The 21,518-nt window shown below is 60.5% G+C and carries 15 protein-coding genes and 2 tRNA genes; 12 read left to right on the top strand and 5 right to left on the bottom strand.

All coding sequences use genetic code 11. The annotated features are described in order from the left end of the window. Positions 1–100: 100 nt before the first annotated feature. The 3 genes from BI364_RS00830 to BI364_RS00840 all read left to right on the top strand — a co-directional run bounded on the left by BI364_RS00830 (position 101) and on the right by BI364_RS00840 (position 3,280). A complete protein-coding gene (locus tag BI364_RS00830; protein WP_070077140.1) occupies positions 101–997 on the top strand; it encodes a LysR family transcriptional regulator in 897 nt (298 codons plus the stop codon). Between the two features lie 80 nt (positions 998–1,077). Next, positions 1,078–1,941 carry a sensor histidine kinase gene (locus tag BI364_RS00835; protein WP_070077141.1) on the top strand — a complete coding sequence of 288 codons (864 nt, stop codon included), beginning with the start codon at positions 1,078–1,080 and terminating at the stop codon, positions 1,939–1,941. Further along, positions 1,934–3,280, top strand: a complete 1,347-nt coding sequence (locus BI364_RS00840) for a sigma-54-dependent transcriptional regulator (RefSeq protein ID WP_070077142.1) — start codon at positions 1,934–1,936, stop codon at positions 3,278–3,280. The genes BI364_RS00835 and BI364_RS00840 overlap by 8 nt, the downstream gene beginning before the upstream one ends. 8 nt (positions 3,281–3,288) lie before the next feature. On the opposite strand, the gene BI364_RS00845 is transcribed toward BI364_RS00840, so the two are convergent. Next, on the bottom strand, positions 3,289–4,089 hold the full coding sequence (locus BI364_RS00845) for an EAL and HDOD domain-containing protein (RefSeq protein WP_156782580.1): 801 nt from the start codon (positions 4,087–4,089) through the stop codon (positions 3,289–3,291). A gap of 194 nt (positions 4,090–4,283) precedes the next feature. Between BI364_RS00845 and BI364_RS00850 the strand changes: the two genes are divergently transcribed. The 9 genes from BI364_RS00850 (at position 4,284) to BI364_RS00890 (ending at position 12,686) form a co-directional block, all read left to right on the top strand. After that, on the top strand, positions 4,284–4,625 hold the full coding sequence (locus BI364_RS00850) for a hypothetical protein (protein WP_070077144.1): 342 nt from the start codon (positions 4,284–4,286) through the stop codon (positions 4,623–4,625). Positions 4,626–4,745: 120 nt separating this feature from the next. Then, positions 4,746–5,594, top strand: a complete 849-nt coding sequence (locus tag BI364_RS00855) for a MurR/RpiR family transcriptional regulator (protein ID WP_070077145.1) — start codon at positions 4,746–4,748, stop codon at positions 5,592–5,594. Between the two features lie 75 nt (positions 5,595–5,669). Continuing rightward, the gene (locus tag BI364_RS00860; RefSeq protein ID WP_197495787.1) at positions 5,670–7,220 is read left to right on the top strand and encodes an ABC transporter substrate-binding protein; all 1,551 of its coding nucleotides are present in this window, start codon (positions 5,670–5,672) and stop codon (positions 7,218–7,220) included. Positions 7,221–7,320: 100 nt separating this feature from the next. Next, positions 7,321–8,337 carry an ABC transporter permease gene (locus tag BI364_RS00865; protein WP_070077147.1) on the top strand — a complete coding sequence of 339 codons (1,017 nt, stop codon included), beginning with the start codon at positions 7,321–7,323 and terminating at the stop codon, positions 8,335–8,337. Continuing rightward, positions 8,338–9,216, top strand: a complete 879-nt coding sequence (gene ddpC, locus BI364_RS00870; protein ID WP_070077148.1) for a D,D-dipeptide ABC transporter permease — start codon at positions 8,338–8,340, stop codon at positions 9,214–9,216. A 2-nt stretch (positions 9,217–9,218) separates the two neighbouring features. After that, a complete protein-coding gene (locus BI364_RS00875) occupies positions 9,219–10,217 on the top strand; it encodes an ABC transporter ATP-binding protein (protein ID WP_070077149.1) in 999 nt (332 codons plus the stop codon). After that, positions 10,214–11,245, top strand: coding sequence for an oligopeptide/dipeptide ABC transporter ATP-binding protein (locus BI364_RS00880; RefSeq protein ID WP_070077150.1), 1,032 nt, complete (start codon positions 10,214–10,216; stop codon positions 11,243–11,245). Before BI364_RS00875 ends, BI364_RS00880 begins: the two co-directional genes overlap by 4 nt. 2 nt (positions 11,246–11,247) lie before the next feature. After that, positions 11,248–11,793, top strand: coding sequence for a D-alanyl-D-alanine dipeptidase (ddpX, locus tag BI364_RS00885; RefSeq protein WP_233279555.1), 546 nt, complete (start codon positions 11,248–11,250; stop codon positions 11,791–11,793). Between the two features lie 799 nt (positions 11,794–12,592). Next, a tRNA-Pro gene (locus BI364_RS00890) sits at positions 12,593–12,686 on the top strand. A 355-nt stretch (positions 12,687–13,041) separates the two neighbouring features. On the opposite strand, the gene BI364_RS00895 is transcribed toward BI364_RS00890, so the two are convergent. The 4 genes from BI364_RS00895 to gltB form a co-directional block, all read right to left on the bottom strand. Further along, positions 13,042–13,118 (bottom strand) — tRNA-Ile (locus tag BI364_RS00895). A gap of 66 nt (positions 13,119–13,184) precedes the next feature. Then, positions 13,185–15,014, bottom strand: coding sequence for an RNA polymerase sigma factor RpoD (gene rpoD / locus BI364_RS00900; RefSeq protein ID WP_070077152.1), 1,830 nt, complete (start codon positions 15,012–15,014; stop codon positions 13,185–13,187). A gap of 63 nt (positions 15,015–15,077) precedes the next feature. After that, positions 15,078–16,856 carry a DNA primase gene (gene dnaG / locus BI364_RS00905; RefSeq protein WP_070077153.1) on the bottom strand — a complete coding sequence of 593 codons (1,779 nt, stop codon included), beginning with the start codon at positions 16,854–16,856 and terminating at the stop codon, positions 15,078–15,080. A 69-nt stretch (positions 16,857–16,925) separates the two neighbouring features. Further along, the gene (gene gltB, locus BI364_RS00910; protein ID WP_070077154.1) at positions 16,926–21,389 is read right to left on the bottom strand and encodes a glutamate synthase large subunit; all 4,464 of its coding nucleotides are present in this window, start codon (positions 21,387–21,389) and stop codon (positions 16,926–16,928) included. Between the last annotated feature and the right edge of the window lie 129 nt (positions 21,390–21,518).

The following is a 21,518-nucleotide window of genomic DNA, read 5'->3' on the forward strand; positions in this document are numbered from 1 at the left end:
TGTGGACGCACAGACTATGACAACATCTATTATCAGGCAAATTTCTTTTGTATATTTTATCTATTTAAATTTCCGATAATTTGGCGCCTAAGGTCATCTCATGGTCAATCCGCAACATCTGCTTACCTTTACCGTTGTCGCGCGCCTGCGCAGTATCAGCCGTGCGGCCGACGCCCTGTATTTGAGCCAGCCCGCGGTCTCCGGACAGCTCCGGCAGTTGCAGAATCTGGTGGGCGAACCGCTTTATACCCGGCGCGGCTACGGTATCGAGCTGACCGCCGCCGGGCAGGGGTTGCAACGATATGCCGAAACCCTGCGGCGCGCGCATGCGCAGGCCGACGACTATATCCGCCAGTTGCAGGGCGTCGAGGCCGGGAGCATCCATATCGGTTCGACCAGTACGCTCGCCAGCTATTACCTGCCGGAATGTGTCGTGCGGTTTCAGCAGGATTACCCCGGTGTTTCGGTGTATATCGATACCGACAGCTCACTGGCGCTGATGCATCGACTGGAAGAGTTCGACATCGGGATGGTCGAGGGGCCATTGCCCGATGTGCCAATGTCCGGGCAATACGAACTGCTGCCTTGGGTGGCTGACGAGGTCGTTTTAGTATTGCGTGCCGAACATCCACTTGCACAGCGTTACCCTGAGGTTGTGCCGATGAGCGCGTTGGCCGACTACCCGATCATCTGGCGCGAACCGACTTCGGGTGCGCGTCAGACCTTCGAGCGGGCGCTGGCCGAGGCAGGTATGCATCTGCCGGTGAAGATCGTGGTGACCGGCGTGGACGCGATCAAGGAGGCGGTGCGTGCGGGTCTGGGCATCGGGTTCGCCTCGTTCCGTGCGCTCGCGCATGCCGGGCCTGAGCTCGTTTATCGACACCTTGAACATGCCCGTGGCATCTGCTGGAACCTCTATATCGCGGCTCCAGTCGGGCGCTTGCGCTCGCGCGCGACGCAATCCTTCCTGGACGCGCTTGCGCGGGTCGAGGATTGAGGGCGCGACCCGCGCGTGCTTAACGACCCAGTTAATGCCTGTATAATGGAATTTTGTCTGTCGGCCGGGGTCAGCACTGAATGGACGCACCGCGCACGGAGAACGATTTGCTCTTGGAGGCCCTGCAACGCTTGGGTGCCTATCATTTTCAGACACGCCTGGACGCCGGGGATTTCCCTACGATGGGGCCTCTGGCCGATGCCTTCAATACCATGGCCGACTCGATCGAGGCCTTCGTAAGCAACGATGTGACGCGCCGCGTCACCTGGTCCGAGCGTGACCGTCTGACCTGCATGAGCCAGCTGACGGCCGGCATCGCGCACGAGATACGCAATCCTCTTGAGGCGATCGTCAATTCAATCGCCCTGCTGGTACGTAATAATCTGAGTCCCCGCGAGAAGCAGGAGCTTTCGGGGATCGTTTCCGACGAATGCACCCGGTTGCAGCGCATTTTCAGGCATTTCATACAGTTTTCGCGTTTTCCGATCGCGCGTATGGAGGCGACCGATATCGGCGAGGCAATACATAAGCTGTACACGCTCCTGAGCACGAATAACCCAGAGTCGGTGGATTTCGTATTGGAATCCGGCGCCGAGGGGGTGATGGTGTTGTGCGACGCCGATCTGATCCACCAGGCTCTGATGAATCTGATGCTCAACGCAATCGAGGCGATGCCAGAGGGTGGGCGGCTCGCGGTGCGCGTGACGTCGGACGAACGTCACGTCACGGTGTGTGTGACGGATAGTGGAGAAGGTATTCCCGCGGAGCGCCTTGAGCAGATCATGGAACCCTTCTACACCAGCCGGCCTACCGGGGTCGGCCTGGGGCTGGCCATCACCCAGCACATCCTGGCCCAGCATGGCAGTCGGCTGGAGATGAGCAGCGATCCGGGACAGGGTGCAAAAGCCTCGTTCACGCTGCCCAGGGCCAGAAGCCGTGGCTAATATCCTGGTCGTTGATGACGAACCGAATATTCGTCGTACGCTGCGCATGCTGCTTGAGAAGGAGGGTCACAACGTCGCCGATGCGAGCTCCAGCGCGCAGGCTCTGGCGATCGTGGCCGAGCAGCATATTGATCTGGTTATGCTCGATCTGCGTCTGGGCACGGAGGATGGTTTGGATGTCCTGTCCCGAATCCGCGCGCGTGGCGAGCATCCCGAAATCGTGATCGTCACTGCACATGCAGAAGTGGATGAGGCCGTGCGGGCGATGAAGCTCGGAGCTTACGATTATCTCGTCAAGCCTCTGGCGCCTGATGAACTCTTGATTCGGGTCGGCAAAATTCTCGAAAAGCGCGCGCAAAGCCAGGAGTTGATGCAGCTACGCGAGGAGGCCGCCCGCCGCCACGAGCCCTACGTCGCTTCGCAGAGCGAGTCGATGAGAGAGATCATGCGGCGGGTGCAACGCATCGCGCGTCAGGATATGCCGGTGTTGATTACCGGCGAAACCGGTGCAGGCAAGGAGGTGATTGCGCGTTTGGTCCATCGTTTGAGCACGCGCGCCGCCAAACGGTTCGTGGCGGTCAATTCCTGCGCGCTGACCGAAAATTTGCTGGATTCGGAGTTGTTTGGACATGTGCGTGGGGCCTTCACCGGTGCGAACACGAGTCAGCCCGGCCTCTTTCAGGAAGCCGATGGCGGCACGCTGTTTCTCGATGAAATCGGCGACATCACGCAAAGCCTGCAGGCCAAGCTGCTGCGCGTCCTGCAGGAGGGCGAAATCAGGCCCGTAGGCAGTAGCAAGATCGCCAAGGTCAATGTCCGCGTGATCGCGGCCACGAATCGAGATCTCTGGACCCTGAGCGAGACGGGTGAATATCGTAAGGATCTCTTGTTCCGCTTGGGCGTCATCGAGATCAAGATTCCGCCGTTACGCCAACGCCGGGACGACATCTATGCGCTGACCGATTTCTTCCTGGCCCGTCAGAACGAGAAAATCGATGCGGGTAAGCCCTTCGAGATCACGCCGCGCGCGCGCCGCAAACTTTATATGTATGACTGGCCGGGCAACGTGCGTGAGTTGACCAGCGTGTTGGAGCGTAGTTTCGCATTGGCCGATGGTCATGTGATCGATGCCGAGGACATCATCATCAATCAGAATACCGCTGCCGATAGTGGCGGCGAGCCGCCGCACGGGATGAGTCTGCATGAGATTGAAGTGGCGCACATCCGGCGGGTGATGGAGCTGTGTCAGAGCAATCAGGTGAAGGCCTCGAAGTTGCTGGGTATCAGCCGCTCAACGCTGCAGCGCAAGCTCAAATATCTCAATGGATCGGACGACTGACTGGGGGCTTAGGCTATTCGGGGCGGTGCGACGTTTGCCGTGAGCTGGAGTACCGAACTTGCCCAGTCGAGCGCGTCAAGGCGTGCGCGCGTGAGCAGCGCCGCGGGAATGCCGCCCCGGGCAATTTCACGCCAGCGGCTCAGTTCATAGGCCATCACCACCCCGAGATAGCGTCCCAGCACCCCTTCATGTCCGAGGATGGCCTGCTTGATCTCACTGGACAGCGGTAGCGGCGAGATGACCTGTGGCAACGGACGGTCGAGCAGGATATCGAGAGCGGACAGCAGGCCCACGATGAAGCCGTCGCCGGACTCGATACTATTGGTGGCTTCGCCAAGTAGCTCGCACATGCGTGCCCGCGCCAGGGCGATGACGAATACCGCCGCGGGCTTGTCGCTGAGTTGTGTCAGCGCAAGCAATGTGCACCAGGTGGCGAGGCGCTGCCTGCCCAGCAGGAGGATAGTGTCCTTGAGGGCGGTGACCGGGCGGGGCAGATTGAAGAATGCGGAATTGATCAGGCGTAGCAGTTTATAGCTGAGGATCGGGTCTGCGGCGATCGCGCGCTCGATCTCACGGGTTTCGGTAAGCGGGTCGTGGATGATCGCGAACAGCCTGAGCAGTGCGATCTTGTTGGGCGGTAGGCTGGCGCCATGCTTGATCACGCGCGGCCGGCTGAGGAAATAACCCTGGAAGTAATCGAATCCAAGATCTCGGAAGCACTCGAACTCGGCCAGGGTCTCGATGCGCAAGGCGAGCAGTTGCAGCCCGAAGCGCTTGAGCGCGGCCATGTCTGCCGGCAAACGATCCAATGCAATATTGCGAATATCGAGTTTGATGATATGGGCAAGATCGTATAACTCGGCCAGCGCGGCGTCGTAATGGCCATCATCCAGGGCCAGTGTGTAGCCAATGGTAACGAGGCGGCGTAGTTGCGGGAGTTTATCGAGGGTGGCGAGTTCGGGGGGATGTCGAAGATGATCCGCTTCGCGGGTAGCGGCAGCTCGTGGGCGATGTCGAGCAGCTGGGGACTCAGGTTGATACCGACTCGACGGGTACCGGCGAGCTGGTCGATACCGAATTCCTGAAAGGCATTGATTACAACATGCGCGGTGGCCACGTCGGCCGCCGTAGGCCCGCTGCCACGGAACAGGAGCTCGTAGGCGTCCACGCCCAGCTGTGTGTTGTAGATGGGCTGTCGCCCGATGAGTACCTCAAGCGACATTATTTGGATTGTGCCTGGCTGATGGCGTGCATTCGGTGGTCGGTCCGTAGCGCGGTTTCAGAATGTGAGTATGGTGGGTTCTGGCCCGACCACCAATACCGTGTTTTACGGCTTGAGGAATAGGGTGAGTCTATCAGTGAGTCATCGTTACGATGAAATGTTATTAACATACCATTTGACATCATTATGATTTGTTATGATCATAATGCCTTTCGATGATCGTGATCATGCGGAGTGAGGCGAATGGACTGGATCGGTGCGGTCGTTGGACACGATGCCAGCTTCACCAAGCTGGAAAAGCGTGTCGCCGCCTATTTGACCGCCAACCCAGATGCCCTACTGATCGATACCAGCCGGGCCATCGCCGAGCGCGTGGGCGTCAGCCCAATGACCGTGACCCGGTTTTTCAAGAAGCTTGGATACGAAAACGCGGCTGCGGCAAGGCGCAAGCTCAAGCGTCAGGTGTATGGCCCGGAGATGAATCGTATCGGCAATCGTTTCGAGCTGTTTCGGGAATCGAAGCCGCCGGTGGGGGGCGATGCGGTGATGCAGGGCGGTATCGCTGCGATTCGGCGAGCATGCGATGTCCGCGGGCAGGACATGTGGCGTCGGATCGTCGAAGCGGTGGCAGGTGCTGACAGCGTGTATGTGACCGGATTTCAGACCATGGCTTATTTGGCCCGGGGATTTGCCATGCGCCTGGGTTATGTCCGTTCGAACGTACATGAGATCGACGGCGCCGATGGCGTTTACGCCAAGTTGCTCACCGATCCTGCGCCGCGCCGTGTACTGGTGATGATGGATATTTTCCGGTACGCGCGCAACGGCCCGGTGTTGGCAAGGGCGGCCCGCGATCGTGGTGTGGATGTGATCGTGTTCTGCGACGAATTCTGCGATTGGGCGGCGGAAATCACGCCCTATGTCGTTGCGCTGCCGTCGGCCACCCCGCTTTTTTTTCGCTCGGATACGGGGATTCATTTTAGTTTGGGTTTGCTTGAACAGGATGTGATCGATGCGTACGGAGAGGGTGTGCGCAAGCAGATGGAACTGCTTTCGGAGGCGCAGGAGTTGTTCGGCCAATATATGAAATGAGGTCTGCTCGTAAAGCGGACCCGTTGTAACCGAAATCATCGCGATAGGAGCAGGGCAATGATTGGATTCAAATGGATGAGTGTATCGGCCGTCGGCTTGGCGGTCGTGTCGCTGGCGGGAGTGCCTGCATTTGCCGCGACGCCAACGAACGTACTGGTGATTGGCAAGGCGGCGGATCCGCAGACGTTGGACCCCGACGTGACCATGGACAATAACGATTGGACGGTCACTTATCCGGCCTACCAGCGCTTGGTACGCTACAAAACGGTTGCTGGCAAGGGCACTACCAGCGTGGTTGGCGAGTTGGCCAGATCATGGACGGTATCGCCGGACAAGCTGACCTGGACCTTTAAGCTTAGGCCTGGCGAACGCTTCGCGGATGGCACCCCGGTAACGGCGTCGGCGGTGAAGTTCTCCTTCGACCGCCTGCTCAAACTGGGTAAGGGACCGGCCGAACCATTCCAGGATCTCGCCTCGGTCATGGTAATCAATCCGTACACGATCCGATTCCGGCTCAAGGAGGCCTTTGCGCCTTTCTTGTACACCCTCGCCAATGATGGTGCCGCGATTATCAATCCCAAGGTGATGACGCATCAGGTCAATGGCGATCTGGCACAGGCCTGGCTCGCGGGGCATACCGCTGGCAGCGGCGCTTACCAGTTGCGTAGTTGGCAGAAGGGACAGAGCCTGATCATGACCCCCAATGCACACTATGCCGGGCCTAAGCCGCATTTCGCCGAGGTGATCGTCAAGATCGTGCCGGACGCCTCCGCAAGGCGGTTGCAACTCGAGCGCGGCGATCTCGACATCGCGGAAAATCTGCCTGCCGACCAGCTGAATGCGATGAAAAAGGCGGGTACACCAGGCGTCATCGTGCGCGAGTATCCGAGCCTGAAGGTCACTTATCTCTACCTCAACAACAAGCGCCCGCCGCTCGATAAGGTAGCGGTACGCCGCGCGATCATCGAGGCGGTGGACGCGAGGGCCATTATCGGTGGCATCCTCAACGGCGAAGGCAAGCCGATGGGCGCGCCTATTCCGGATGGCATGTGGGGTTACGATCCGACGCTCAAGCCGGTTGCGCGGGATATCGCCAAGGCACGTGCCCTGCTCAAACAGGCGGGCGCCGAGCATCTCAAGCTCAGCTTCGATTATTCCGACGCCGATCCTAACTGGTCGACCATTGCGTTGGCGGTGCAGGCCAATCTCGCCGACGCGGGTATCAGCGTGAAGCTGGAAAATTTTGCCAACGCGACCTACCGTGATCGCCTGGGTAAGGGCGATTTCGATATTGCCATCGGTAATTGGAGCCCGGATTTTGCCGATCCCTATATGTTCATGAATTACTGGTTCGATTCGGCTAACGGCGGTTTGGCGGGCAATCGTTCGTTTTACTCGAATCCTGAGGTCGACAAGCTGGTGCGCACGGCGGCGGTGGCCACCACCCAGCGCGAGCGGATGCGGCTTTATCAGCAGGCTCAGCGGATCGCCGTTAAAGACGCGGCCTATGTTTATCTCTTCCAGAAAAACTCGCAGATCGCGATGCGCAAGGCGGTGAAGGGCTTCGTTTTTAATCCGATGCTGGAGCAGATCTACAACATCGCCAGCATGTCGAAGACGCACTGAGCAGACGATTTTGTACAGCGGGTGGCGACCAGTCGCTGCCCGCCCCTCCCGCGGCCGGCGCGGCCGGTCTCCACGTGATGCGGCGTGAGCAAGCACATCCATGGCTTTTTTGAATGTCATCCGACGACGACTGCTGTTTCTGATTTTGGTGGTGTTTGGCGTCTCGCTCGTCACCTTCGTCATTTCGCATCTCATTCCAGGCGACCCCGCGCGGCTGATAGCCGGACCACATGCCTCTAGCGAGGTCGTGGCCCATATCCGTCACCAGTTGGGCCTTGATCTACCGTTGTGGCGGCAGTATGCGCACTATGTCGACGATCTGGCGCATGGCAATCTCGGCGTGTCTATCCGTACCGGACGCCCAGTTGCGCAAGACATCGCGGCGTTCTTTCCAGCCACGCTGGAATTGGTGGTTGTGGCCCTGTTATTCGCTGTGCTGGCCGGAGTGCCGCTTGGCGTCGCCTCCGCAGTCTGGCGCGATCGTCCGATCGATCACATCGCACGCGTGCTGGCCGTCACCGGCATTTCCGCACCGGCATTCTGGCTTGGGCTCGTGTTGATTGCCGTGTTTTACGGTCATCTCGGCTGGTTTCCCGGAGGAGGGCGAATCAGCGCCATGATCGTGCCGCCAACACCGATCACGGGTTTTTATTTGATTGATTCGTTATTGGAAGGTAACGCCATCGCCTTTTGGAGCAGTCTGCGGCACATTGCCTTGCCGGCCTTCACGCTGGGTTTTGTGAATGTCGGCGTCATCGCACGGCAAATTCGTTCGGCCATGCTCGATCAACTGGGTGAGGACTATGTGCGTACCGCACGGGCAGGTGGGTTGTCGCGCCCGCGCGTGATCCTCGGACACGCCTTGCCGAATGCGCTGATCCCCTCGGTGACGGTACTTGGGCTTGCCTTCGGCGATCTGCTCTACGGTGCCGTGCTGACCGAGACCATCTTCGCTTGGCCGGGTATGGGCAATTACGTCGTTGCCTCGATCCAGGCGCTCGATTTCCCTGCGGTCATGGGGTTTACCTTGGTGGTGTCACTCGCCTATGTACTCGTCAATCTGGCGGTCGATCTGGCCTATCTGGCCCTCGATCCGCGTATTGCGGAGATCGGCTGAATGTCCGCGGTAGAGCCTGCGATCGTCAATGGCGCCGGTGCGCGCGGTGGTTATCTGTTGCATCGCCTGCGCCGTAGCCCATTGACCTTGCTCGGCACGGGTATGATCGTGGCGATTCTGTTCGCCGTGCTGCTGTTGCCATTCTTCATCACGACCAACCCCGACCATATCGACCTTGCCGCGAGGCTTGCATCGCCATCCTGGGCGCACTGGTTCGGGACCGACGAGGTCGGGCGCGATATCTTTACCCGCGTGCTCTACGGCGGGCGCATCTCGATTGGCGTCGGTTTCTTCGTGGTGGCGGTGTCGGCTGGTATCGGCACTCTGATCGGTGCATTGACCGGGGTGATCGGCCGCTGGGTCGATACGGTGGTGATGCGGTTGATGGACGTGGTCATGTCCGTACCTTCGCTGGTGCTGACGTTGGCACTGGCCGCAGCCCTGGGACCGAGCCTGTGGAACGCCATGCTGGCCATCGCATTGGTACGTATCCCGGCCTATGTGCGCCTCACCCGTGGCCAGACTTTGAGTCTGCGCGAAAGCGGATACGTACAGGCTGCGCGGGTATTTGGTGCCAACCCGTGGCAGCTGCTGCGCTGGCATATCGCGGCCAACGCCATGCCGCCGATCATCGTGCAGGCCACCTTGGATATCGGCAACGCCATATTGATGGCGTCGGCCTTGAGCTTCATCGGCTTGGGCGCGCAGCCACCGACGGCCGAATGGGGCGCCATGGTGGCGACCGGTCGCAATTACATCCTTGATCAGTGGTGGTATTCGGCCTTTCCCGGGGGGGCAATCCTATGCACCGCAGCGGCGTTCAATTTATTGGGCGATGGTCTGCGCGACTTGCTAGATCCGCGGCAAAGAGGGCGCTGAACATGCCAGATGCACGTGACATGGTGCTGGATATCCAGCACCTGAGTGTGGAGTTTCCCGTTTACGGTGGGGCTGTACGCGCGCTAGACGGCGTGACGCTGACGATTGCGCGTGGCGAGACGGTGGGCGTAGTGGGCGAGTCCGGTTGCGGGAAATCGGTCACCTCGTTGCTGGCGATGGGATTGCTGCCAAGACAAGCCTACCGCGTGCGCAGCGGTGATATCTCGCTGTTGGGCGTCGACGTGCTGACGGCGCCCGAGCGCGAGCTGGCCGCGTTGCGCGGGAATCGTGCCGCGATGATCTTCCAAGAGCCGCTGACGGCATTGAATCCGACGCGCCGGATCGGCAGTCAGATGATCGAGGTGATCCGCCGCCACCGACGAATCGGTAAAATCGAGGCACGTGCGCAGGCCATTCATCTTCTGGGCGAAATGCGAGTTGCCGATGCCGGCGAAGTGCTGCGGCGTTACCCCTTCGAGCTGTCCGGAGGCATGCGGCAGCGGGTACTCATTGCACTGGCCTTTTCCGGTGACCCGGCCATTGTCATCGCCGACGAGCCGACCACCGCGTTGGATGTCACCGTGCAACGCCAAGTGTTGACCTTGCTGCGCGCGCGCGCGCGCCGTTCCGGCACCGCCGTCCTGTTGATCACCCACGACATGGGTATCGTTTCGCAGTACACCGATCGCGTCTACGTCATGTACGCGGGCCGAGTGGTGGAGTCCGGTGACACCCGCGGCGTCCTCTGCGCGCCCGCGCATCCCTATACCCGTGCACTGCTCGGTGCCTTGCCGGAGCGGGCAACCGCCAAGGCATCGTTGAACGCGATACCCGGCAGCGTGCCCGATTTGCGTCATCCGCCTGCGGGGTGCGCCTATGCCCCTCGCTGCGCCAGTGCCGGCCCCTTGTGCGTCGATCGTCCACCGATGTTCCCGCAGAGTGGCGCCGCTGAGCGGCATGCTGCCTGCTGGTTGCTAGCAGAAGAGCGTGTACTTGCATGAGTGCGTTGGACGAGACATTTCGCGACGCGCCGCTGACCGTTACCGGATTGCAGATCCGTTATCCGGTCAAGCGCGATTGGTTGGGTCGCCCGCGGGCTTATGCGCATGCGCTCAATGGCATCGACCTGAGCGTCGCGCGCGGTGAGACCTTGGGTATTGTCGGTGAGTCAGGTTGCGGCAAGAGCACGCTCGCGCAAGCGTTGATCGGGCTGGTTACACCTTCCTCCGGCCATGTGCGTGTGGCTGGCATGAGCTCCACGGGTGGACTACAGCCAGTACAGATCGTCTTTCAGGACCCCAATGCCTCACTTGACCCGCGCATGCGTGTCTGGCGCATCATCACGGAGCCAGTGTTTTTGCGCAGTCGTCATAGCCGTGCAGAGCTACGTCGAATGGCCGCCGCACTCGCGGAGCAGGTTGGTTTGCGCGCCGAGCACATCGATCGCTATGCGCATGAATTTTCGGGCGGACAGCGCCAGCGCATCGCCATCGCGCGGGCCCTGGCGTCAGAACCCGAGATCATCGTGCTCGACGAGCCGACCTCGGCACTCGACGTTTCCGTTCAGGCGCAAATCCTCAACCTGCTGCTGAGCCTGCAGCAACGGCAGAACCTGACCTACGTGCTCATCTCGCACGATGTCTCGGTCATCCGGCATATGGCAGACCGAGTCGCAGTCATGTATCTCGGTCAGATCGTCGAGATCGGCCCGGCCAGATCCGTACTTGGCGAGCCACGACACCCCTACACGCGCCTACTCTGCGAATCGGTGCCTCGGGTCGACAGCGGCAGCGCTCCAGACCTGCCTGCGGAGACCACCGAGCTGCCCTCAAACCGTACGCTGCCATCGGGTTGCTTCTTTCGCGAGCGCTGCCCATCCGCCGCTGCGGGTTGCGAACGACCCCAGGCACTGGCGACCTTGGCGTATGACACGGCCCATGCCGTGCGCTGCCATCTGGTCCACGCCGACACTCCGCCGAAGTGGCGACCGGACACCCTGTCCCCGCTTGACCAAGCCATGGAGGAATGAACTTGCTAGTCATCGACCACCCCGCGATCTGCGTCGATTTACGCTACGCCAGCGCAGACAACATCACCGGTCAGCCGATCTACGCGCGCGCGATTGCGCTCCTGCACCCCGACGCACACGCCGCGCTTACGCGTGCCGCCGACCTTGCGGGTACGCTGGGTTATCGGCTGACGGTCTATGACGCCTACCGCCCGCCTGCGGCACAGTGGCGGTTGTGGGAGGCGTTGCCCGATCCCACCTTCGTGGCCGATCCGGTCGAGGGTTCAACCCACAGTCGCGGCATCGCCGTGGACCTCACCCTGGCGGATGAACACGGTCAGCCTCTGGTCATGGGCACCGGCTTCGATGCCATGCTCGAACAGTCCTACCATGGTCGGCTGGATCTGCCACGCGAGGCCCAGCGCAACCGCACCCTGCTGCTCGGCCTCATGACCGCTGCCGGCTGGGTCCATCAGCCGCATGAATGGTGGCACTACAACCTGCCTGAGGAACTGAGTTATCCGATCATCGACGATGCCGACACCGTCGCGCGGATGATGGACGATTAATCGGGTGGGATTTGAAGAGAGGTGGTGGGCTCCACCGCTCACCGTGTCGCGTGAACTGCGTCGTTTGCTTGAACGGTGTTCGAGTCTGAAATTTTAGGTGTCGCTAGGCAGGCTGCGAATGAGGTTGTCTGGTAAATTTATATGGAAGTTGTGAGCGGCGCGGTATGCGAGCAGCAGCACGCGGGCTCTATCAAGCTCGCTACTTAATGGACAGGGAGGGGGCTTACGGCGAGCCGCTAGGGGAGATTGTTTTTGGTCTGCGTTGTGGCGACGTGGAGGTCCAGACGTGAATCCACGTGTGGGCTGTGATCGATGCGTCCCACCAGTCTATAGGCATCACCGCGGATCTAGTCAGCGCTAATAAGTTTGAACTGCGTGAGGGTTTGGCTTACTTGGAGTCCTGTCAATAACTGTGCGCGCTATGTGGTTCATCAGCTGCGAATTTAGCCATCTAGTACTGTTTCAATGTCGCACAAAGCTCGTTCATACCCCGCTGTCACTGTGCCCATTTCGCCACGCTTTCGCCCACAAGTTGTGCACAGATCATCCACAAGCCATCCACAGACAGATCCACATCATATTGTGTGATTGACCGACTACAATGCACATCCTATAGTTGTCACTCCAGTTTAAGGTTTGGCAACCGAGGAGTTTACGAGGAAGGGTAAATGATGAGAAGAGACATGCTTCCGTGTTCTGCAAACGCTCGGTAACCGCGTCACCGAGCACGGAGGCGAAAAAAAGGCTCGATAGCTGTATCAGAGCTACCGAGCCGTGGTGACAAGTTGCCGACTTTTAAGCGGGTGTGGCGAAATGGTAAACGCAGTGGTCTAGGACACCACCGGATAAAAGCTGAGTAAGCTCCCTTGCGGGTTCGAATCCCGCCACCCGCATTCTTAGTATCGTACAAAATGTACACGTACAAAAGGCCTTTGCTTTTGTTTGTGTAAAATTTTTTCTTTCATTCTTTTTCTCTCTTTTCGGAGAAACCCAGTTTTTCTGGCGTGCATACTTTGTGGGCATTCCGCAGCGATCACCTGACTCGTTCTCGTGTTTAGCAATGACCAGTCTTTAATCGCGGTGATTGGGCTGTGCTGGCGAACCTACCCTTTAGGGAGGGAGTTAGGCAGCATTCACGAGGGTTCGTGATCGTTTTTGTCCATGCCCTGCATCTCTTCGATGTGTCTATATCTTGTCTACTATCAAATGATCAAAATGACGCATTGTTTATAACTGGTTGTTTTTTTATGGTGGGCCCGCTCGGACTCGAACCGAGGACCAAGGGATTATGAGTCCCCTGCTCTAACCAACTGAGCTACAGGCCCGTCACTGGGTGGCGCTCTGTCGGGATAGTTTGCCCGACAGAGCGTGGCGACTTTTTATTGCTCTGCTTATTGCTCTGCGTCGAGGAAGCTGCGCAGCAGCTCGGAGCGGCTGGGGTGGCGCAGTTTGCGCAGAGCTTTGGCTTCTATCTGGCGGATGCGCTCGCGGGTAACGTCGAACTGTTTGCCGACCTCTTCAAGGGTGTGGTCGGTATTCATGTCGATGCCGAAGCGCATGCGCAGGACCTTGGCCTCGCGCGCGGTCAGGGAGCCAAGTACCTCGCGGGTGGTTTCGCTGAGGCTATCGCGTGTGGCGGTCTCGATGGGCGACATGACGTTGCCGTCCTCAATGAAGTCGCCCAAATGCGAGTCTTCATCGTCGCCGATGGGCGTCTCCATCGAGATGGGTTCTTTGGCGATCTTGAGGACCTTGCGGACCTTGTCCTCGGGCATCTCCATGCGCTCGGCCAGCTCTTCGGGGGTCGCTTCTCGGCCCATTTCCTGGAGCATCTGGCGGGATACCCGGTTGAGCTTGTTGATCGTTTCGATCATATGCACCGGGATGCGGATGGTGCGGGCCTGGTCGGCGATCGAGCGCGTAATGGCCTGCCGGATCCACCAGGTGGCATAGGTCGAGAATTTATAGCCGCGGCGGTATTCGAATTTGTCGACGGCCTTCATCAGGCCGATGTTGCCTTCCTGAATGAGGTCCAGGAACTGCAGGCCGCGGTTGGTGTACTTCTTGGCAATGGAGATGACCAGGCGTAGGTTGGCCTCGACCATTTCCTTCTTTGCGCGGCGGGCCTTGGCTTCGCCGATCGACATGCGACGGTTGATGTCTTTGACCTCGCCAATGCGCAGCGAGGCGTTGGTTTCGAGGGTCTTGAGTTTCTTTTGCGCGTGGCGAACCTCGTCGGCCACCTCGCTCAGCGCCTCCGCGTACTTTTGCGCATTCGGGGCTTGCAGGCGTTCCTCCAGCCATTCCACGCGGGTTTCGTTGCCGGGGAAGCTGTCGATGAAGGCTCGGCGTGGCATATGCGCTCGGCGGATGCACAGCTCCATGATGCGCCGTTCCTGCTCGCGGATCAGTTCGATGGTGGTGCGCAAGCGGTTGGTCAGGTCGTCGATGACACGCTGGGTGAGCTTGAATTCCATGAAGAAGGTGGCGATTTCCTTGCGGAACTCGTCGTACTTCTCCTTTTGGCTCTTGCTCTGGGCCTTCATGGCCTTGGTGTAGAGCTCGCGTAGCTTGGTGAAGCGTTCGCGCGCTTCGACGGGATCTGGGCCCGTATCGGCGGGTTCGGCATCTTCGTCGTCGTCATCGCTTTCCGCCGCCGCTTGGCTCTTCTGCGCGGGGGTAGGGATGACCTCGTTTTCCATGGCGTCGCGGTCGAGGAAGCTCTGCACGACATCGGTGAGCTTCGCGTCGCCGGCCTCGATGCGATCATATTCGGCGAGTAGTCCGCTGATGGCCTGGGGGTAATGGGCCAGCGCGAAAAGGACTTGGGAAAGTCCATCCTCGATGCGCTTGGCGATCTTGATCTCACCCTCGCGGGTCAGCAACTCAACCGTGCCCATTTCGCGCATGTACATGCGCACGGGGTCGGTGGTGCGTCCGAATTCGCTGTCGACGCTGGTCAAGGCCGCAGCGGCCTCTTCGGCGACGTCTTCGTCGGCTGTGACGGTCGAGTCGGATAGCAGCAGAGTGTCGGAGTCGGGCGCGACCTCATGGACGGTGATGCCCATGTCGTTGATCATGCCAATGATGTCTTCGATCTGCTCGGGATCGACGATGCTGTCGGGCAGGTGGTCGTTGACCTCGGCGTAGGTCAGGAACCCCTGTTCCTTACCCTTGGCGATGAGCTCCTTGAGGCGGGACTGCTGCTCTTCATGCTGCATGGAATGAAACACCCAAAAAATCGAATAGAACAGGCAATGATAGTACAAAGCAAGCTGCCCCGGCTAGGGTTGCTTGCTTTGTGTATCTCGCCCGCCGGTTAATGCGAGTCGGCCGAACTCGGCTTTTTCCACGGGATCAAGGCCTTCGCTCTGTGCCTTGCGGCGTAACGTTTCGAAGCGCGCTTCACTGCGCTGCGTGAGCAACCGCGCGACGGCGTCCAGAAACTCGCGGCGTGCCGCGGCGGGGTCGAGGTACACATCGCGCGATTCGATCAGGCGTAGCAGATGAGGCTCCTCGGCGCGACCACGCCAACGCTCCAATATCCCTGCCGTGGTGATATTGGGATGGTTGCGTAAGGTTTCAAGGAGGCTGGCGTACAGCGCGATACCGGGATTGTCCCGAACACCCAGGGCATCGGCCTCTGGCGCGTCGGTCGCGAGTGTCGGGTGCTCGATCAGGAGTGCGATGGCGGCGCGTAGGGGTGACCAGCGAACCGTCTGCCTGCGATCCGGTTTGATGGGGCGGCTGCCGGAAGTGGGTGCCGTCCCGCGTGTCTCGGTGGGGCGCGTCGTGTTTTTTTCGAGGCGGGTGGGATCCAGGCCTACCTCGCGTGCGAGTGCTTCGACAATCTGTGCCCGCAGAATCTCCGCGCGGAGCCCTTGCACGAGGGTCATGCCTTCGCTGACAAGGCCAGCGCGGGCTTCCATATCGGTGCCGGGGTGCCGGCGGCGTAATTCCTGAAGCAACATGCGAGAAAGGCTGAGGGCTTGGCTGCAGGCATCCAAGAATGCGTCGCGTCCTTCGCTGCGCACGTAGCTGTCTGGGTCCTGACCTTCGGGCAAGAAGAGGAAGGCGGCTTCACGGCCGTCTTCAAGCACGGGTAGGGTCTGCTCAAGGGCGCGCCAAGCGGCGCCGCGCCCCGCGCGGTCCCCATCGAAGCAAAACACCACCCGTTTCGCGATGCGATAGAGGCGCTGGACGTGCTCGTGGGTGGTGGCAGTGCCGAGCGTGGCCACGGTGTTGTGGATGCCCTGTTGTGCGAGTCCTATGACGTCCATGTAACCTTCGACGATCACTATTTCGTCGAGCGATGCACCTGATTGGCGCGCCTCGTAGAGGCCGTACAGCGCTTGTCCTTTGTGAAACAGCGGGGTTTCGCTTGAGTTCAGGTACTTGGGCGTTCCCTCCCCGATAATGCGCCCGCCAAAGCCGATGATCCTGCCTCGGGGGTCGTGGATCGGGAACATGATGCGGTCACGGAAGCGATCGTATTGCCGTTGCTCGCGGGCGACGATGAGATCGGCCTCTATCAGACGCTGCAGGTCATGGTGCGGGCCTAGTGCCTTGAGCAGACCGTCCCAGGCAGCCGGAGCATAGCCGAGGCCGAATCGTGCTGCGGTTTCCCCGTCGAGTCCGCGATGCTTGAGGTAATCGATGGCGGGAGGATGCTGGCGCAGTTGTTGTTTGAACCAGTTGGCGGCGTCCTCCAGACACCGGAACAAGGTGTCGCGCTCGTCGCTGCGTACCGTTTGGTGATTGTTGCCTTCGTAGGGGACTTCGAGCCCGAGCGTGCTGGCGAGGGTTTCGACTGCCTCGATGAAATCCAGGCGGTCGTGTTCGATTAGAAAGCCCAGTGCCGTGCCGTGGGCGCCGCAACCGAAGCAGTGGTAGAACTGCTTTTGCGGACTGACATAAAAAGAGGGTGTTTTTTCGTTATGAAACGGACAGCAGGCCTTGAATTCATGGCCGGACCGCTTCAGCGGTACGCGGGCATTGATGAGCTCAACGATATCGGCGCGGGCGAGGAGTTCATCGATGAATGGCTGTGGTATGCGGGCCATGGCGTCAGGGTCTGTTAACGCGATCGCGGGGCCGATCGCGGGGGATCGCCGCGATCGGCCGTATCGTAATCAGGCGGCCTCGCTGAGCGTGCTGATCAGGCCAGCCAGGTCAGAGGCGCGTGGCTTGACCAGCCAAAATCTCGGCAAATAGCGCCTGAAGTTGGCCAATAGCTCGGATGCCCAGGCGCTATTGGTCTCGGCCTGATATTCCTCCAGCAGTCCACGCAAATAGGCGCGCGGCGCTTCCATGTGCTCTGGGTCGAGACGGTGGAGGTCGATCAGTTCGTGATTGCAGCGGTCGACGAACTGGTTGTCGAGGTCGAGCACGAGGGCGAAGCCGCCGGTCATACCGGCACCAAAGTTGACACCGGTCTGACCGAGTATCGCCACCACGCCGCCGGTCATGTACTCGCAGGCGTGATCGCCGGCGCCCTCGACCACGGCGGTGGCGCCGGAATTGCGCACGCAGAAGCGTTCGCCGGCGATCCCTGCGGCGAAGAGCTTACCGCCGGTGGCACCATAGAGGCAGGTGTTGCCGATGATCGCCGCCTCGTGGCTGCGGAATTGGCTACCCGTCGGCGGGTGGATCACGATCTTGCCTGCGGCCATGCCCTTGCCAACATAGTCGTTGGCGTCGCCTTCCAGATAGAGATGCAGGCCGCCGGCGTTCCAGACGCCGAAGCTCTGCCCCGCCGTGCCCTTAAGGCGCACGGTAAGCGGATTGTCGGACATGCCGTAATTGCCGTGGCGGCGGGCGATTTCGCCGGAGACGCGTGCGCCGATGGAGCGGTTGACGTTGCGGATGTCGTATTGGAATTCGCCGCCCTGGCTTGATTCGATGGCCGGTAGCATGTCGACGACCATGCGCTCGGCGAGCTCGCCGAGGTCGAACGGCGCGTTGTGCGGTTCGACGCAATAGCGCGGCACCTGTGGAGAAACGCCTGCGTCTGACAGGATCGGGGTCAGATCAAGGCGCCCCTGACGTGCCGTGTCGCCAGGAATGGCCTCTAACAGGTCGGTGCGACCGATCAAGTCGGTCAGCTGGCGTACGCCAAGCCGGGCCATCAATTGCCGGGTTTCCTCGGCGATGAAGCGGAAGTAGTTGACCACCATGTCGACCTTGCCGACAAAGTGATTCATGCGCAGGACCTTATCCTGCGTCGCCACGCCAGTGGCGCAGTTGTTGAGGTGGCAGATACGCAGATATTTGCAGCCCATGGCGATCATCGGACCGGTGCCGAAACCAAAGCTTTCGGCGCCGAGAATCGCAGCCTTGATGACGTCAAGCCCAGTCTTGAGACCGCCGTCGGTCTGCAGGCGCACCTTGTCGCGCAGGTTGTTGGCGCGCAGGGTCTGATGGGCTTCGGTCAGGCCGAGCTCCCAGGGACCGCCGGCGTATTTGACCGAGGTGAGCGGACTGGCACCGGTGCCGCCGTCGTAACCGGAGATGGTGATTAGGTCGGCATAGGCCTTGGCCACGCCCGCGGCGATGGTGCCGACGCCGGCCTCGGCGACCAGCTTGACCGATACGAGGGCCTGCGGGTTGACTTGCTTGAGGTCGAAAATGAGCTGAGCCAAGTCCTCGATCGAGTAGATGTCGTGATGCGGCGGCGGTGAAATCAGGGCGACGCCGGGGCGCGCGAAGCGCAGCTTCGCGATCATCTCGTTGACCTTGTGTCCAGGCAACTGGCCACCTTCGCCGGGTTTGGCGCCTTGCGCCACCTTGATCTGCAGGACTTCGGCATTGACCAGATAATGCGGCGTGACGCCGAAGCGCCCGGAGGCAATCTGCTTGATCTTGGACATGCGCTCGGTACCGAAGCGCTCTGCATCCTCGCCGCCTTCGCCGGAATTCGAGCGCGCGCCCAGGCGGTTCATGGCCGCGGCCAGCGTTTCGTGCGCCTCGGGTGAGAGCGCGCCGAGGGACATGCCTGCGGAGTCGAAGCGCTTGACGATGGATTCGATCGGCTCGACCTCGTCGATCGGGATAGGCTGGATGCCTTCGCGCAGGCGCAGCAGGTCGCGCAGCACCATGGGCGGACGGTCATTGATCAGGGCGGTGTGGGCCTCCCAGTCGCGGTAGTCGCCTGAGACCACCGCCTTGTGCATGGTCTGGACCACGTCGGGGTTGTAGGCATGATATTCACCACCGTGAATGTATTTGAGCAGGCCGCCCTGGGTAGTCTGCTTACGCGGGTTCCAGGCTAGCCGTGACAGCTCGGCCAGATCTTCGGTGATGTCTTCGAAGTTCATGCCTTGTACGCGGCTCACCGTGCCGGAGAAGCAGGTGTCGACGACCTCGCGGTGCAGGCCGACGATCTCGAACAGCTGTGCACCACGATAACTGGCGATGGTCGAGATGCCCATCTTGGACATGATTTTGTAGAGGCTCTTGTGGATGCCTCGGCGGTAGGCGCTGGCCAGTTCGCCGTCGGTTTTGTCGGTGATTTCTCCGCTTTGCCGTAATCCGTGGAGGGCTTGCAGGGCGAGATAGGGGCAGACGGCAGTCGCGCCGTAACCGATGAGCACGGCGATCTGGTGAGGGTCGCGTGCGGTGGCGGTGTCGACGATGATGTTCGCGCGGCAACGCAAGCCCCGATTGATGAGGTAATGGTGCACCGCGCCGGTGACCAGGACGGCAGGGATCGGGATGCGGTCTGGCGAGATGTCGCGGTCGGAGAGTACCAGTAGTACGGCTCCGTCCAGGATGGCCTGTTCGGCCTCTCGACAGAAGTCCTGGATCATGGACTTGAGGTCGTGGTCTTTTGGCGCGTTGAGGTCGATGCGGTGGGCGCGCAGGTCGTCATAGGGAAGATTCAACAACTGCTGGAGGCGCATTTCCGACAGCAGCGGGGAGCTCATGACGAGACGCGCGGCATGATCCGGGCTTTCCTCGAACAAATTGCGCTCATGTCCGAGGTTGGTCTCCAGCGACATCACGACACGCTCGCGCAGCGGATCGATGGGTGGGTTCGTCACCTGTGCGAATTGCTGGCGGAAATTGTCGAACAGCGAGCGGATCTGCTTTGAAAATACGGGATAGGGCGTATCGTCGCCCATCGAGCCGACGGCCTCCTGCCCGGCCTCGGCGAGGACACGCAGCACTTGGTCTCGTTCCTCGAAACTCAGGTTGAACAATTTTTCGTAGACGCGCAGCCGCTCTGGTTCCAGGGCCGGGGCTACTGCGGCCTCGTCGTCGAGTCGAGGCAGGTTTCTGGAATACTGATCCAGCCAGCTGCGATAGGGCTGGCGATTCTTGAGGTGTTCGTTGACGGTTTCCGGCAGCAGGAGTTCGCCCGTCTCGGTGTCGACGGCGAGCATTTCGCCGGGCTTGAGCCGCCCCTTGGTGACCACGTCCTCGGGGGCATAGTCGTAGACCCCGATTTCCGAGGCCAGCGTAATGTGTCGGTCACGCGTGATGACATAGCGTGCCGGGCGCAGGCCATTGCGATCCAGGCAGCAGGCGGCATGGCGTCCGTCGGTGAGCACGACGCCCGCGGGCCCGTCCCAAGGCTCCATGTGCATGGAATGGTATTCGTAGAAGGCCCGCAGATCGGTATCCACGTGCTGCATGTTCTGCCAGGCGGGGGGCATCAGCAGGCGCATCGCGCGGAAGATGTCGATGTCTCCCGCGAGCAAAATTTCCAGCATGTTGTCTAGGGAGCTGGAATCCGATCCCTTCATTGAGACCAGTGGCCCGATCTCGGAAAGATCAGGCAGATTCGGACTGGAGAGGGTGTGTGCGCGAGCGCGTGCCCAATTGCGGTTGCCGCGGATGGTGTTGATCTCGCCGTTGTGGGCTAGCAGGCGGAATGGTTGCGCCAGACGCCACTGCGGCAGGGTATTGGTCGAGAACCGTTGATGGAATACGCACAGGGCGGTTTCCAGGCGAGGATCCCGTAGGTCCGGGTAGAAGTGTGTCAGATAGGCGGGCATGATCAGGCCCTTGTAGCTGATCACGCGCGCGGAGAGGCTGGAGACGTAAAAGACCGCATCATGGTCTGCCAGAGCGTGCTCTGCACGCCGCCGCGCCACGAACAGGGCGCGCTCGAAGGCCGCGTCGTCCATATCCTCGGGCGCGTTGACGTAGATTTGTTCGATCACCGGCAGCGAGCGTAGCGCCTCGTCGCCGCAGGCGGCTGGATCGGTGGGCACGGTACGCCAGCCAGCGGGAGAGACGCCGGCGGCCTCAAGTGCCTGTTCGAGCGTGCGCCGGGCCACGGCGGCGACATCTGGGTCGGTGTTCAGGAATGTCACGCCGGCGGCAAAACGCTCGCCAAGGCGAATGCCGGCGTCTTCCGCAAGCGCGCGCAGGAATGGAATAGGCATTTTGAGCAGCAGTCCACAACCGTCGCCGGTTTTGCCGTCGGCGGCGACCGCGCCGCGGTGGGTCAGTCGCTCCAAGGCATGTATCGCCGTTTCGAGTACCCAGTGACTGGCTTGGCCGTCCATATGGGCGATCAGGCCGAAACCGCAGTTGTCACGCTCGAATTCTGGGCGATAGAGACCGCCGATGGTGGATTGGGCCGACATGCTACGCGACTCCTGAGGCTGAAGTTTTTTCGATTCGGCCGACCAGTATAGTGCTGGGCTGTCACCCGGTTCAATTCACCCCGTGGACCGCAGTCTGTCGATCGGTGTTTTCCGGGCCGTTGCGTGCAT

The organism is Acidihalobacter yilgarnensis, from assembly GCF_001753245.1.
In the GTDB taxonomy this organism is placed as follows: domain Bacteria; phylum Pseudomonadota; class Gammaproteobacteria; order DSM-5130; family Acidihalobacteraceae; genus Acidihalobacter; species Acidihalobacter yilgarnensis.

Bases quoted from the DNA above. Each gene is read 5' to 3' on its own strand.
- BI364_RS00830 (WP_070077140.1), top strand. From the start codon at position 101: ATGGTCAATCCGCAACATCTGCTTACCTTTACCGTTGTCGCGCGCCTG.
- BI364_RS00835 (WP_070077141.1), top strand. From the start codon at position 1,078: ATGGACGCACCGCGCACGGAGAACGATTTGCTCTTGGAGGCCCTGCAA.
- BI364_RS00855 (WP_070077145.1), top strand. From the start codon at position 4,746: ATGGACTGGATCGGTGCGGTCGTTGGACACGATGCCAGCTTCACCAAG.
- BI364_RS00860 (WP_197495787.1), top strand. From the start codon at position 5,670: ATGAGTGTATCGGCCGTCGGCTTGGCGGTCGTGTCGCTGGCGGGAGTG.
- BI364_RS00865 (WP_070077147.1), top strand. From the start codon at position 7,321: ATGGCTTTTTTGAATGTCATCCGACGACGACTGCTGTTTCTGATTTTG.
- ddpC (WP_070077148.1), top strand. From the start codon at position 8,338: ATGTCCGCGGTAGAGCCTGCGATCGTCAATGGCGCCGGTGCGCGCGGT.
- BI364_RS00875 (WP_070077149.1), top strand. From the start codon at position 9,219: ATGCCAGATGCACGTGACATGGTGCTGGATATCCAGCACCTGAGTGTG.
- BI364_RS00880 (WP_070077150.1), top strand. From the start codon at position 10,214: ATGAGTGCGTTGGACGAGACATTTCGCGACGCGCCGCTGACCGTTACC.
- rpoD (WP_070077152.1), bottom strand. From the start codon at position 15,014: ATGCAGCATGAAGAGCAGCAGTCCCGCCTCAAGGAGCTCATCGCCAAG.
- dnaG (WP_070077153.1), bottom strand. From the start codon at position 16,856: ATGGCCCGCATACCACAGCCATTCATCGATGAACTCCTCGCCCGCGCC.
- gltB (WP_070077154.1), bottom strand. From the start codon at position 21,389: ATGTCGGCCCAATCCACCATCGGCGGTCTCTATCGCCCAGAATTCGAG.